Origin of the sequence: Pleurocapsa sp. CCALA 161, assembly GCF_003003995.1 — a bacterium.
Lineage (GTDB): Bacteria > Cyanobacteriota > Cyanobacteriia > Cyanobacteriales > Xenococcaceae > Waterburya.
Genome location: NZ_PVWF01000011.1, coordinates 52,169 through 66,214, shown reverse-complemented (window position 1 = coordinate 66,214; position 14,046 = coordinate 52,169). Strand labels below are relative to the sequence as shown.

Genomic DNA, 14,046 nt, shown 5'->3' with positions numbered 1-14,046 from the left:
AAACCTTCTCTCGATCTAGAGCCGAAAGAATTATTGGCACTACCTTCTGCTACTTTCTAACTTTGTCGAACTCACGTTGAAAAGCAGAGAAATGAGTTAAAAATGCCCGCACCACTTCGAGTAAAACTGAGTTGGATGGAAGAAGAAACTTGAGGAGAATTACACAAAGCCAACTCAGTGCCTGATAGAACTCGAAATCGAGCGCAGATGCTCAAGCTAAATGCTCAAGGTCTAAACGTAGCAGAAATTGCGCGAAGATTTGATGGCCATGAACAGACAGTAAGAGCGACAATTCAAAGGTGGTCAAATAAAGGTTTGGTCGGGCTTTGGTCAGATCGAGGAAGAGGCGCCAAACCCAAGTGGAAAAACGAAGATCTAGAAGACATAGAAGCTTGTTTAATTGAAGAGGAGCGAACATATAATATTGTTCAACTAGCGCGAAAACTTCAACAAGAACGGGCGGTAAATTTGAGTAGCGATCGCTTGAGACGAATACTCAAAAAGCGGTGCGACCCCGCCTTATGCGGAGCGGTACCATATCCGAAGGTGTACCATTTGCGAAGCTTATCCTTAAGGACGGCGTAGGACGCAAGGGAACGCGCACCAAGACAAAAGATCTCGTTGGAAAAGAACTAGACAGAGCAATAGAAACAAGCAAAATAAACAACTAACAACTAAAAGAGATTAAAACAGCTGACCTAGCTATGTTGGAAATGGCAGCAGAGGAAGGAACTATCGACTTGATATATTTAGATGAAGCAGGATTTTGTCGATGCAGTCTAGTTAGTTCTAGCTACAGTCAAAAAGGTTCGTGCCTGTTGGAAACATTGGTCAGAACCAGGACTCTGACTGTTTTTCTTACCTGCTTATTGTCTTGATCTCAATCCAATTGAAACACAGTGGCATCAACTGAAAGTCCACGCAACCGCCAGACAGATTTTTGATAATGAGTATGATTTGGCGATGACTATCAGACAAGGAGTGAAGCATCGTAGTGAACTTGGTAATTACTGCTTGGAGCGTTTTATATTTAATTCCACCTAGCTACTTATTACTTATTACTTACGAGCAAATAACTTTAATATGTCCTCACCTAATCTTGTACGGATGTAGGCTCAACTTAGCCCTCGGAGCGCATATTTAGTTCGAGCGTAAACGGCTGGTTCTGACTCGCTCTTAACTAGTTCCTGAAACTTCCTGATAATTTTCGGTAGTAAATCAGGTTGATTCACTGTCAAAGTTCTACTTAATGCTTCTAATCCTACAACCGCAGCATAGCGGACTACCCACTCTCCATCTTGTGTTGCTAATAAAAGAGTATCTAATACTTTTTGTTGTGCGCCGATCACCTCCTCTGGAGGCAGCTTTGACCAGATAATACTCCCTAACCCTTTTGCTGCTGCGCGACGCACGCTTTGAGAGAAATCTGTAACCGCAGCTTCTAATAATAAATCTAAGGCCGCAGGATCACCAATCCCCGCAAATACTCTAGTTGCCCAGGCTCTGGCACCGTAATTATAACCGTCTAAATTTTTTAGTAGATAGTCAACAACAGGCTCACCAATATTAATTAAACCATCAACCGCAGCAACCGCAGCACCAGGATTGTTAAAGCCCAATACCTCAACTAAGGTAGGTATAGCAGCGCGATCGCCTACTTTGGCTAAGTCTTCGACTGTTTTCAAGAGCAAGTCGGCAGAATCAGCTTGATTTACTGCCTCAATTAATTGTTGAATATTGGACATTTTAAAGCCTGCAATATAGCTAGAAAATAATTTTACTATCTGGTTTGTCTCAACTCAATGTTCCTGAGTGCTTGCTCAAAAGAGTTTGTTTACTTTGTTCCAGAGAGATGTTTGATGTTGATGCTAAGTTGGTACAAGTTTAAAGAGCAAGCTATTCGTCATTTACCCTAGTGTGGGTAGTAATTTTTTCGATTTCTTGGTTAAATCAGACGTATCTTATTTTTAAAGTTATTCTGTAAATTAGACAACTAAATTTTAGATATTGTTTTTATATTTTGATAGTTGCGGGTTATGTCCTACGAGTCACAATTAGATCATGAATCTGGTAAGTTAGTTAGCCCAACACAGCTATGTTTATTGCTGTCAGTTGTGGTTCATCTCTTGGTGTTAAAGTTTGGCTTGCCGACGTTGAAATTGAACAATGATGATGGCAAAAGAGAAGTTTCGATTATTGAACTTAATTCAGAACAACAGGCTCGTTTGCCAGATCTTGAGCCTCAATTAAAAACTCCAGATCTTGCAAGCCTCACCAATCCTGCTAATTTACCACCCAATTTGCTGCCTGGAAATGCAGATCCTGCTAATTTACCACCCCTAATTATTCCGCCACCACCACAGTCTAATTTTCCTCCTTTACCGCCCATAACCGATATTACCCTGCCTCCAGTAGGTAATTGGTCTAATTTACCCCTGCCTCCACAAACGCAAACAGATCTAGATCCTTCAGATTTCCAAGTTGAACCAATCAAGCTACCCCCTAATCTGGGTAAAGTTCCCCAGTCATCCACAAAAACCCCAATAGTTAAAACTCCCTCAAATCCAACTAATACGGCCAAGCCTCAACCACCTCAAAAGCAACCCGAAACGAAGCCTGAAACTGAACCCACAACTAAGCCACAGGATACCCCAGAAGTTATTGCTGCCCAAAAAGTAGCTGCATCGCAACAGCGGATTGCTAGCTTGCGTCAAAGTATAACTCCTACCAAGGAGGGGACTAGTAATGAGGAAGCCAGAAAAAACTATCTTCTCTGGGTAGCTAAAATTAAAGATGCCAAGCCAGACAATATCGCCATTAAAGGTACTTATCCCCGCGATGCCTGTATTGTAAGACTCCAAGGAAGTAGCGTTTTTGGTGTAATGGTTAATACCACAGGCGAAGTTGTTACCCTTGATTTACTAAAAGGCTCAAAATATCCCATTTTTAATCAACAAGCCAATCAAGATCTGCGATCGCGCCTATTTAAGAACGACACAAATAAGCCCAAGCCTTATCAAGTAGAGATCAATTACGAATACGATCCCCAAATCTGTCCTGCTTTGACACTACCTTCTATTCGCCAATCTGAACAAAAACAGTCTCCCCAGCCTGCGCCTGCACCCAAACCAGCAACGCAATCCCAACCAAAGCCCCAGCCTGCGCCTGCACCTAAACCAGCAACGCAATCTAAACCAAAACCCGAACCTGCGCCTGCACCTAAACCAGCAACGCAACCCAAACCAAAACCCGAACCTGTGCCTGCACCAGATAACTCATCACCATCATTAGGCGATCGCTTGCGAAATATACCTCTGCCAGATTTAAATCCCGATCAACTCAAAAACGTTCCTCTACCAGCAAAGCCAGATCTATAAACTAGATTTTTTTTGCTGTGGTCGTTCAGACGAACTAAACAAGCGAAAATAAGCAGAGGTAAAAAATTCTTTAAAGGGAAAAAAGATAAAAGTTAAAGGATTAATCGTCACAATAATGTTGCGTATGTCTCGACGGGCTAAGTTAACAATTTGTTTTGCTACCCATTCAGGCGACATCACCCCAACAGGATTAAGCTGACTTTTAAAGGGTCCTAAAATCAACTTCCGCACCATGCAGGGAGCATCTAAACGACGCAGGGTGACCAGTTCACCGATCGCTCTTTTACTCAGTTCATAGAGAGGACTAAAGGCAGGATTGACCTCTGCTTCTGAAGTATTGACCCAGACTTCTTTGCGAATCATGTCGCGATCGCTTTTTACGGTTTGGAAAAACAACTCCATCAAACGTAGAGTAGAAAAAGTGTTAATTTCATAGGATTGAGCGATCGCACTGTGATCTCGTTGACCATGAACATTAACTCCATGATTGAGAATCAAAATATCCACTTTTTCTAACTGAGAAAGTAATTCTTGTTCTTGTCCAGCCTGCCAGGATAAAGTTTTGATAGGGAGCTTTGCTGAACCAATTTCTAGCTCGATCTCTGTCTCAGATGAAGTTAAAGCGATTACTTTTGCCCCAGCCAAGTGCAGTTGGGTTAATAAAGCTCTACCCAGAGTTCCTGATGCGCCTGTAACGGCAATGCGTTTATGCTTGAGCGATAGCGCTGTCCCCAAAAGTTTATCTACCACCGTCAAAGTTCCAGAAAAATAAGCATCTTGATTATCAAAATGATGTCGCCAGTGATAAGGACGATTAACCAACCAGCGCGAGGGTAGGGTAGTAAATTCTCCTGGTCGATGAGTCACGTCTGTTAATTCATCTACCCAGGGAATACCCAATCCACGAGCGATCGCTCCTAACAAAAAGCTAAGAGTATAAACAGAGCCTGTCCATGCTGCCCACTGAGGCGTAATATTCCCATGATTGATCAGCGTCCCAGGTAAGATACTTAATGCCAACATAACCAAAGCTTCGGGGACATCATTATACCAATGCGCTTGACGATAAATCGTATCGCTGACTACTGATAGATCGGGGCGAAAAACTTTGTGATGCCAGACATGAAGCCGATATAAGGGTTGCCAGAGATGAGACAGAGTATGATACAAATCCCTGACTAATTCCACCCATAATACTGAGGCTAAAGCGATCGCCAACCCCCCAAGCCAACTGCCGATCATCATGTTGTAATAACTTAAATTAAATTTAGAAAAATTAAACTATTGCTGCTACTTACTTTAACCAAAAACCACCCCGAGAACCAATAAAGTTAAGATATTAGTCCCTGGGCAAATTTAATTTTTGTCAAGAAAGTTTACAATTTTCGCTACAATTGAGCCAGGAAGATTGACAATGAATTGATTGCTGATTGGAAATATCAAGGACACAATTAAGTAACCCGTAGCCTTGGAATCGCCTAAATTTTGTAGCCTAGCGCAGATTTGAAAACATAATTATGACAGAGAATTACTGGCCAAAAGAAAAATCCGATCCAGATTTAGACCCCATTAATTCTCTCTTAGCTGAATTATCTGACCCAGAAATTGCCGAAGAAGAGTTTCGGGAAGATTTTTTTCAGGGTTTAGCGGGACGTAGACAGAAAGCCGCTTTTTTACTGACGACAGTTTGGCTCACTGTAATCATGCTGCATCTAGTTAGCTGGGGAATCTGGTTGGTTTGGGGCTTTACGTCTTTGGTGGGGATGCAAATATTACGCTATCTATTTGCTAAATCAGATGATGTACCTAACCCCTTGCCCGATGAGCTTTTGACCGATGCGCCCCAAGTCTCTCTGTTGGTAGCAGCCAAGAATGAGGAAATTGTCATCGGTAATCTGGTCGCAATGCTCTGTAACCTAGATTATCCAGCCGATAAATATGAAGTTTGGGCAATTGACGATCGCAGTACTGATAATACTCCAGCAATTTTAGATCGACTAGCTACAGAATATCCTCAACTAAAAGTAGTCCATCGAGCAGTTAATGCGGGGGGTGGCAAGTCAGGAGCATTAAATCAGGTAATTCCTCAAACTTTTGGCGATATTATTGGCGTATTTGATGCCGATGCCAAGGTGTCACCCGATCTGTTAAAAAGAGTTGTACCATTGTTTGATGATACTCAAATGGGAGCAGTCCAGGTCAGAAAAGCGATCGCCAACTCTGAGGAAAACTTGTGGACGAAGGGACAAGCAGCCGAAATGGCTCTAGATAGCTATTTCCAGCAACAGCGTATTGCCGTGGGTGGTATTGGCGAATTAAGAGGTAATGGTCAGTTTGTGAGCCGCAAGGCTCTTGATAGCTGTGGTGGTTGGAATGAGGAAACCATTACCGATGATTTAGACCTAACCATTCGTCTTCATTTGGATAATTGGAAAATTGGTTTTCTGCTGACTCCTCCCGTCTTAGAAGAAGGAGTAACTAAAGCCTCTTCCTTATGGCATCAGCGCAATCGTTGGGCAGAAGGAGGCTATCAGCGCTATCTCGACTACTGGCGCTATATTTTCCGCACGCCGATGGGATTTGGCAAAAGAATCGATCTACTCTGCTGGATGCTGCTGCAATACCTTGTTCCCGCAGCTAACGTACCTGATGGGATTATGGCGATCGCTCGTCACCGTTTGCCCATCCTCAGTCCTGTGACCGCTTTGCTGTTTGCCTGGGGTTTTGCGGGAATGTTTCGGGGATTAGTTCGCATCCAAAATGCATCTGGCAAGGCAATCAATCTAGCCGATCTATTGAAGATTATGGGTCAATCTTTACGGGGTTTAGTTTATATGCTCCATTGGCAAATAGTTATGTGTAGCGTCACGGCGAGAATGTCCATCCGTCCCAAACGCTTAAAATGGGTCAAAACCGCGCATGAAGGTTCTGCTAGCTTAAATAATGGTTAAAATGGTTAAAATGGTTAAAATCATCAAGATAAGTAATTATTTATGAGCGATTTATTTAACCATAACCAGCAAATAAATTCAGATTTAACTTCAATTCAAGAGCCGATCGTCAATGCACCAAAAAAAGTAAAGCAGGTAATTGAACAGGTTTTAAAGTTAGAGAAAGACAAGCTTTATTTAAAAACTCCCCGTAATATTAATGATGATATTCTGAATATTATTAAACATACTGTGCAATGAAGTTAAATTACCTGCAACTGTGTAACTTTCGCCAATTTTATGGCAAAACCCCACAGATTAAGTTTGCCAGCGGGGAAAGAAACACCACTGTCATCTATGGCAATAATGGTGCAGGTAAGACTTCTATTCTCAATGCTTTTACTTGGGTACTCTATGAAAAGTTTACGGCAGCTTTTGCTTCACCAGAATTATTAGTTAATCAAAAATCTCTTGCCGAAGCAGCGCCAGAGCAAGCAGTAGAATGTTGGGTTGAGCTACAGTTTGAACGCGATCGCAAGATCTATCAATTAAAGCGCAAGTGTTACGCCAGCAAGAATGTTCAACATCAGATCAACTACACTCAGGCTAATTTATTTATGCTGGTGGCAGGAGATGATGGACGTTGGTATCCGCCTCTAGAGTCGCCAGAAGATATAATTAATCGCATTTTACCCGCTAGTTTACATCAGTATTTTTTCTTTGACGGGGAAAGAATCGATGGTTTTTTTCGTCAGAATCATAACTCCAATATTGCCGAAGATACAAAGGAGTTGCTAGGAGTTAAGGTTTTAGATCGGGGAATTGAACATTTAAAAAAAGCTAAAAGAAGTCTGCAAGAGGAGTTGGCAGAATTAGGCGATGCTCAAACTAAGCAGCTATTAAAAGAGCAAATTAATTTAGAGCAAGATCTTGAAGCGATTAAACAACTAATTACCAAAATTACTAAAGAAGTAGCTGAGTTGGAACAGCGTAAAGCAACTTTATCGCGACAGCTATTAGAAATTAGTGGGGTTGATGAGATCCAAAAACTTAAGCTGAAGTTAGTTAAACAGCAGAAAATAATTAAGCAAAATTTGCTCCAAAGTAAAAAAGAATTAAAAAAGTTATTGTCACAGGATAGCTATGTAGTTTTTCTCCCGTCTATCAGCGATCGCTTTATTAGCTTGCTGCAAACATTGCGCGATCGCGGACAGCTTTCGAGTGGACTCAAACAAGAATTTATTCAGCAACTACTAGAGCAACAGCGCTGTCTTTGTGGCGGGATTCTTACTCCCAACACCGATACATACAACAACGTTAAGTCATGGCTGGAAAAAGCAGAATTACAAAACATTGAAGAATCGGCAATTCGTTTAGAGACGCAGGTAAACACAATCAAGTCTCAAGCGGCTGATTTTTGGCAGCAGCTAGATCGACAACAGGCAGAAATTAAGCAGCAGTATCTCGAACTGAATCGCTTAGAAACGGAGACAGAGCAAGCAAATAAACAATTAAATAGCTATCCAAATCGAGATGCCCAACAGCTACAGCAAAACATTGAGACAATTGAAGAGAAAATCAAAGGTCTAATTTTAGAACAGGGTGAAAACCAACAACAGCAAAGCGATCGCACGCAACAATTGGAGCAATTAAGTCAAAAGATCGCTCGACATCAGCTAACCGAAACTAAACAAAAGCTAGCTCAAACTAGAATTGCTGTTACAGAGGAAGCGATCGTTAGGCTGCATGAAGTTAGGAGTCGTCTTGAACAGCAGTTTCGTCTTGCTTTGGAACAGAAAGTGCAGGAAATTTTTAGCTTTATTTCCTTTACCCCTTATCTTCCCAAACTGAGTAGCGATTATAAATTAACCTTAATCGAGAATACTTCGGGGATTGCTGCACCTGTGGCTGCATCGACGGGAGAAAACCAGATTTTAAGCCTGTCGTTTATTGGTGGCATCATTGATCGCGTTAGACAATGGAGTGAGGGCAATAGTTTAGTGGGTTATGACAGCAGCACTTTTCCCATTGTGATGGATTCTCCTTTTGGCAGCCTAGACCAAATCTATCGCCGACAGGTAGCTACAGCAATTCCTCAACTAGCCAATCAACTAATTATTTTAGTTACTAAAACTCAATGGCAGGGAGAGGTAGAACAAGCAACAAAATCTTTAATTGGGCAAGAATATGTGCTAACCTATTACTCCCCAAAACAGAACTGTAAGCAAGATCATCTCGAATTAAATCAACAAGATTATCTCTTGGTTAAACCCAGCTTGAATAATTTTGAATATACAAAAATCGTTCCCGTCAAAAGCATAGATCAATAACTGTTTTTCACTGTGATGACTGCAAAACTTAAGTTATAACTGTGTGTAAACAGATTGTTATTTTGCTTAGCTATAGGGGCAGATATAGGAGTGAGAAAAAAATGCTTTTCTTAGATCATACACAGGTACAGTATTGTAAAATACAAAGCGGAGATCAAACATTATCAGGCTTAATCTATAACAAAAATCTGTTTATTAGAGAAAAATCCTTCCCCAAGGAAGAAATAGAGGCTGCAATCAAAGAATGTCGTGAAGAATATCTAGACCATGAAGAGCGATCGCAGATTGCCACCTTACTAGTCAAAGGTAGGAACAGTGTAGGGATCTGGATGCAAAATAACAAGCATAAATCTAATATCATTCCAGGCTCTAGTGAGCAAACAACAGCTAAATCTCAACCCTCTGCTGATAGTTCTCAACCCAAAGGTAATGCTCAAAGAATTAGTCTCAGGCAGTTAGCGATTGAAATGCATTCAGAACGAGGGGTAGAAATTAAAACTCGACGACATAAATTAATGCTGTTTCAACGCTGTTTTTTGGGTAATGAAGCCGTCGATTGGCTTGTCAATCAGGTAAAAATATCCCGAGAAGATGCGATCGTTTTAGGTCAAAAAATGCTGGATAAAGGCATTTTTCAACATGTCACTAATGAGCATCAATTTAAAGATGAGCCTGTGTTCTATCGTTTTAATGAGGATCAGGGCAAAAGCATTTGGAATAGTTCAGTTTAATAAGTAGTCGTGCAAAATTAATTGGATAGTAAAAAAAAGTAGTAGGTAGAAACTAAAAACTAGAAACTAGAAACTAGAAACTAAATAAATATTTCTAGTCAAGAATCCTAAACCAAAAAATCGATTTTGTTAGTTAATTGAAAATTGGGAAAAACTTGATTTAGGCGATCGCCAGGAACAGATAGGTGCTGCTGTAGGATTGAGGAGAATACTTCTCTAAAATCGGTGGTAATAGGTAAATCTCGGTTTTGATATAGTGCCGAGTGATCTAATCCCAACCACTTACCGTAGACATTGCCTCCACGTACTGGGCCTCCTAGAAGCCACATGACGTTGCCGTAACCGTGATCTGTTCCTTTATTGCCGTTTTCTCGTACTGTTCTGCCAAACTCAGACATCACCACAATGACAGTATCGGCAAAAATTGGTTTGAGCCCATGAGCTAAAGTGGCTAGACCTTCACCTAAAGAAGGTAATAAACGGTCTAACAGAGGATTTTGATTCACATGGGTATCCCAACCGCCAATTTCCATAAAGGCTAATTGCGTCTTAGCGTTGCCTACCATCAATTTTGCCACCTCAGCAGCATCATCAACAAAGGCGTTAACGCTTTTTGCTCCCCGTGAAGCCTCGCTCATTTCTTGCCCCAACTCCGCTGTTATTATATCTCTAGCTTTACTGCCAGTTTGATATGCCTTACTCAAAGGATCGCTGCCACTATACAACTTACTAAAAGCTGCTCGAATCAGAGGACGATCTGTGGCAATTGGTGCTGCGGAATTTTTACCTGGTTTGAGACTAGCGATCGCCATTTTACCCTTAAGAATATAAGGGGTAGTTACCCCAACATTAATAGCCTGAGTGGGTGTATCTTGAGGTAATTGGGCTAACAGTCGATTCAGCCAGCCATCAGGGGTATTCTTGACTCCTGGAGTCCCATTTTCTAGATAATCTTGAGCCTGAAAATGAGAACGCTCCAGTACAGGAGAACCGCTAGCATGTACAAACGCCAATTGCTTATTCTGCCAGAAAGGTATCAGTTCTTTGAGTTGGGGATGTAAACCAAAAAAGCCATCGAGATCGATTGTCCCATTGGGCTGCTGTGGATAGGGTACGGCGATCGTTGGTCTGGCTTCATAGTATTCTGCTGCTTGATGGGGAATGACAATATTCAAGCCATCAACTGCACCTCTAAGAAACACCACCACCAAACGCTTGCGGTTATTAGGTTTATTAGTAGTTGGTTGCGCCACCCAGCTATTACACCCGATTGGCAATAACATTCCTCCCGTTGCTAAACTTGCCGCCGTTAAAAAACTTCTTCTTTTCATATATTTTCATATATTATTTTATATATATTTTTTATTTCCTACTGACCTAGTTTAGCGATACATTGCTTCTGGACTGCCCATCATTAAGGCAGTACGTAGCTTGACTGGCGTTTGTTCAATCACCTGTTTTGTCCGCGAAGAAACTACGCCCAAATTTTGTTCTAGTTGTTGCATCTCAACTCGACTGTTTTTATTCAAAACTCCGTTGGCGATCGCCGTAGCTAAACCTGTCCGTTGTAGCATTGCTTGAGGATTTAACCAAACTGATTGAGCATTGCTATACCCGTTAGGGGCTATACATCCATAGGTGGGCATTGATAGCTGAAATAGCATTCCGCGTAATCTCTTGAGGTTAGGCTGTTGAATCTCTCCCCATCGCACCAAGGAGATTAAATATTGGTAAGGGGTTTTAAACTTTTGTCCAAAATATTGGGGATTGTTAAATTCTTGGCTGTGAATCAAAGCATCCATAACTAGCTGGATGTTACCCCTACTATCAAGAAAAATCTTAGCTAGATGATTAACCAAAGATTCGGGGGGGCGATCGGCAACAAAATATTGCGCTAGCTGATAACTAATGTGATGGGCAGTTGCAGGATGATTTGCCAGGATTTTTAGAGCCTTTTCGCCTTCTTCAATACCACTAGCAGAAATTTGGTGTCCTAAAAATAGTTTATTTTGGCGATCGTGACGACTAGCAAAAAAGTAAAAACCTTTTTGTTCTCCTTTTTTCCCCGAACGATCCATACTCCAACCTGTAAATATTCGAGCCAGAACGATGACATCGTCCTGACTATAGCCTCCGTCTACTCCTAAAGTATGTAACTCCATTAATTCGCGAGCATAGTTTTCATTTAGACCCCTGTTGTGCTTTTTGCCCGCAGGGCTATCTGGCGCAGTATTCATTTGATTATCTAAATACATGAGCATCGCTGGATGTTTTGCGGTTGCTAACAACAAATCATAGAAGCTGCCTAAAGCATGAGTCCGAATTTGATTTTCGTATTCGTATAACCAGAACTTGACTGCGTCTTTTTGAGCGTAAACATTAAAATGATTAAACCAAAAATCGACCATCACTTCCTGTAGCTGACGATTAGAGTAAATTGCTCTGAGCAGATGAGCATCCTCAGCTTGATTTACCATTGCAATAGCTAATTTTCTGCTGTCTTGCTGAATTTCTTGCTGCTGTTCACTCGATAGTTGTGAATTTTGCAGCTTTTTGCGCAAAGCAGTAGCCTCTTGATTTAGTTCGATTGGGTTTCGGTTAATTAAATCAAGCTGGTATAAATAATTTTCTAGTTGGGAAGATTCATTAATAGATTGAGGCTCAAGCTGAGACTGTATATAAGCTTCAATTCCAATTTGGGCAACCTGTTTTAGCTCTGTTGAAGTTGTGCCAAAGCTCAATTTGGACAAAATATGTTTTTGGTTTAGCAATTCACTAACTCCGACATTATTGATAAAAAGCGGATCGCAAAATCATTGAGTTAGACGAAGTTCTATGAACAAAAGTTGCAATTATGAGTTTTTTTGATAAATCAAACTAATTATTAGATACTATTCAGATAGATACAAAATCAATTAGAAGCTATTTTTTATAAGTTGTGCTTGATCCCTAATTACCATCGCTAAATTCTGTAGTTTCTAATCAATAGCTGTATTGCGTAATCTAACAACAATATTTAGGAAAAATTTAGGAAAATTAAGCTCATGAAAGTTTCTTCAGATTTAAGTCAATCAATTATATTCGCTTTACTTCTTGCTTTTAGCAGCGTAGCTGTAATTTTACTAATGTCGCTGGTTGGCGGTTAGAACTAACGATTTTTAGAATGTATCCAGATATATCCAGATAAAATATTTGCTTAAAACACTGTGATTAAATCATTTCGCAGTGTTTTAATTTTTTAAAATTGTTTTAGATACCAGTCGCGTCTTTTTGCGATCGCCCTCAGATAAATCTTTGCCGATCTGTAGTCGAGTTGCGTTGGTTTGCAGGATCGTTGCCCCTGAGCGATCTCCTAATTGTAGAGCAGTTTTAGCAGCAGTTTGTAACATCGTAGCTGCTCCAGCGCGATCGCCATCTTTTAATTTAGTTTCAGCAATTTGGGTTTGACGATATTTAGCTAAAGTCAAAATATGATTTTGGACTTCGTCGCTGGGATTAGCCTGATATGAATCTTGAGATTCTAATTCAATCGCCAAAACATCGGAATGGAGATTTTCTTGATTAGTACTAGGATCGTCGTACTTTAGCTGCACTGCTGCAATTTTATGAGTACCTGGGGACAACTGGTTGATATAAAAATTGATTAAAATTACCCGTGGTCGATCCATCATCAGATCTCCCAAACGAACCGTAAAGTAATTACCTTCTAAATGAATTGGTAGTTCAATTGTTTCAGGGGCTACTTGTGCCACTGGTTTTAATTCAGCTAGACGAACTTTAGGCATTAACTCCATCGTTAAAGAGCTATTGGTTAAACCTACAGACTGGGCGCGGGTAAACAGAAGCTCAAACTCAGTCACTGCCTGATTTGGCTGTTCAATATAGGCTATAGTTCCTTGGGCTAAATCGGCAATTTGTTCCAGAATATCCTGATTCCAATGCTCGCCAAAACCTAACGTATCGATGGTTACGTTATATTCTGACGCTAGTTCTGCCAATTTCAGACAACGATTATTGTCGCCGTGTTCATTTTCTCCATCGGTTAATAAAAAAATGCGGGATACACAGTGCAGATTTTGGGACGCTATTTCTTTCAATCCCAAGCGTAGTCCTTCATCAATAGCAGTCCCCCCATCAGCAACCATCAGCTGAATTTTCTGTTTAATAGACTCAATATCAGTTACTGCTTGGTTCGGCACAATTACTTTTGCCCGATGATCGAAGGCGATTACGCTTAGGCGATCTTTTGGCTTGAGTTTTTCGATCAGATTAATCGCAGCTTCTTTCACCATTTCCAGAGGTTTTCCAGACATCGAACCGCTGCGATCTAAAACTAAGCAGAGATTGAGGGGTAGATCTGTTGTCTGATCGTCAGCAATAGCGGAGATTGCCAGAGAAAGTTGACGCTGGCTATTGTTTATCCGAGCATCAAGATGATGATCGCTAAGGTAAGACTGTAGACCGACTCTCATAGCTGTAAGGAAATATAAAACTTATAAAAATTATGACTCTATAATATTGATTATGTTTGTTTTAGGTAATAGTTGCAGGTTGAGAATTAGCTATAGGGTCTGAAATTTCAGCTATCAACTCGAAAATACAGAGGTTTTGATTGAATTAATTAACTTAGTTAAGCTAGTTAAGCTGAATTAAATATTGTTACAGAAAAAAGTAGGGG

General features: G+C 40.7%; 11 protein-coding genes. 6 read left to right on the top strand and 5 right to left on the bottom strand.

Annotated elements, in window-relative coordinates:
* The first annotated feature begins 177 nt into the window (after nt 1–177).
* Entirely contained in the window at nt 178–585 is a 408-nt protein-coding gene (locus C7B62_RS04815; RefSeq protein WP_106233480.1) for a helix-turn-helix domain-containing protein, read from the top strand.
* A gap of 530 nt (nt 586–1,115) precedes the next feature.
* On the opposite strand, the gene C7B62_RS04810 is transcribed toward C7B62_RS04815, so the two are convergent.
* The gene (locus tag C7B62_RS04810) at nt 1,116–1,745 is read right to left on the bottom strand and encodes a HEAT repeat domain-containing protein (RefSeq protein WP_106233479.1); all 630 of its coding nucleotides are present in this window, start codon (nt 1,743–1,745) and stop codon (nt 1,116–1,118) included.
* A 291-nt stretch (nt 1,746–2,036) separates the two neighbouring features.
* Between C7B62_RS04810 and C7B62_RS26795 the strand changes: the two genes are divergently transcribed.
* Complete coding sequence (locus tag C7B62_RS26795) at nt 2,037–3,377, top strand: energy transducer TonB (RefSeq protein ID WP_106233478.1); 1,341 nt, start codon at nt 2,037–2,039, stop codon at nt 3,375–3,377.
* On the opposite strand, the gene C7B62_RS04800 is transcribed toward C7B62_RS26795, so the two are convergent.
* Entirely contained in the window at nt 3,372–4,619 is a 1,248-nt protein-coding gene (locus C7B62_RS04800; protein ID WP_106233488.1) for a bifunctional sterol desaturase/short chain dehydrogenase, read from the bottom strand. The two genes, C7B62_RS26795 and C7B62_RS04800, sit on opposite strands and share 6 nt — an antisense overlap.
* A gap of 275 nt (nt 4,620–4,894) precedes the next feature.
* Here C7B62_RS04800 and C7B62_RS04795 point away from each other — a divergent pair, with 275 nt between their 5' ends.
* The 4 genes from C7B62_RS04795 to C7B62_RS04780 all read left to right on the top strand — a co-directional run bounded on the left by C7B62_RS04795 (nt 4,895) and on the right by C7B62_RS04780 (nt 9,368).
* Complete coding sequence (locus tag C7B62_RS04795; RefSeq protein WP_106233477.1) at nt 4,895–6,328, top strand: glycosyltransferase family 2 protein; 1,434 nt, start codon at nt 4,895–4,897, stop codon at nt 6,326–6,328.
* 42 nt (nt 6,329–6,370) lie between these two features.
* Nucleotides 6,371–6,568 (top strand): hypothetical protein, encoded by a 198-nt coding sequence (locus tag C7B62_RS04790; protein WP_106233476.1) that lies wholly within the window; start codon nt 6,371–6,373, stop codon nt 6,566–6,568.
* Complete coding sequence (locus C7B62_RS04785; RefSeq protein WP_106233475.1) at nt 6,565–8,637, top strand: AAA family ATPase; 2,073 nt, start codon at nt 6,565–6,567, stop codon at nt 8,635–8,637. Before C7B62_RS04790 ends, C7B62_RS04785 begins: the two co-directional genes overlap by 4 nt.
* A 101-nt stretch (nt 8,638–8,738) precedes the next feature.
* Nucleotides 8,739–9,368 (top strand): DEP domain-containing protein, encoded by a 630-nt coding sequence (locus C7B62_RS04780; protein WP_106233474.1) that lies wholly within the window; start codon nt 8,739–8,741, stop codon nt 9,366–9,368.
* A gap of 107 nt (nt 9,369–9,475) precedes the next feature.
* Here the strand turns inward: C7B62_RS04780 and C7B62_RS04775 are convergent, their stop codons facing one another.
* The 3 genes from C7B62_RS04775 to C7B62_RS04765 form a co-directional block, all read right to left on the bottom strand.
* A complete protein-coding gene (locus C7B62_RS04775) occupies nt 9,476–10,699 on the bottom strand; it encodes a DUF1501 domain-containing protein (RefSeq protein WP_106233473.1) in 1,224 nt (407 codons plus the stop codon).
* Nucleotides 10,700–10,750: 51 nt separating this feature from the next.
* Nucleotides 10,751–12,139 carry a DUF1800 domain-containing protein gene (locus C7B62_RS04770; RefSeq protein ID WP_233219817.1) on the bottom strand — a complete coding sequence of 463 codons (1,389 nt, stop codon included), beginning with the start codon at nt 12,137–12,139 and terminating at the stop codon, nt 10,751–10,753.
* A 459-nt stretch (nt 12,140–12,598) separates the two neighbouring features.
* Entirely contained in the window at nt 12,599–13,840 is a 1,242-nt protein-coding gene (locus tag C7B62_RS04765; protein ID WP_106233471.1) for a VWA domain-containing protein, read from the bottom strand.
* Nucleotides 13,841–14,046 lie beyond the last annotated feature (206 nt).

Coding starts and splice junctions, on each gene's coding strand:
- C7B62_RS04800 (WP_106233488.1), bottom strand. CDS start 4,619: ATGATCGGCAGTTGGCTTGGGGGGTTGGCGATCGCTTTAGCCTCAGTA.
- C7B62_RS04785 (WP_106233475.1), top strand. CDS start 6,565: ATGAAGTTAAATTACCTGCAACTGTGTAACTTTCGCCAATTTTATGGC.
- C7B62_RS26795 (WP_106233478.1), top strand. CDS start 2,037: ATGTCCTACGAGTCACAATTAGATCATGAATCTGGTAAGTTAGTTAGC.
- C7B62_RS04775 (WP_106233473.1), bottom strand. CDS start 10,699: ATGAAAAGAAGAAGTTTTTTAACGGCGGCAAGTTTAGCAACGGGAGGA.
- C7B62_RS04790 (WP_106233476.1), top strand. CDS start 6,371: ATGAGCGATTTATTTAACCATAACCAGCAAATAAATTCAGATTTAACT.
- C7B62_RS04810 (WP_106233479.1), bottom strand. CDS start 1,745: ATGTCCAATATTCAACAATTAATTGAGGCAGTAAATCAAGCTGATTCT.
- C7B62_RS04780 (WP_106233474.1), top strand. CDS start 8,739: ATGCTTTTCTTAGATCATACACAGGTACAGTATTGTAAAATACAAAGC.
- C7B62_RS04795 (WP_106233477.1), top strand. CDS start 4,895: ATGACAGAGAATTACTGGCCAAAAGAAAAATCCGATCCAGATTTAGAC.
- C7B62_RS04765 (WP_106233471.1), bottom strand. CDS start 13,840: ATGAGAGTCGGTCTACAGTCTTACCTTAGCGATCATCATCTTGATGCT.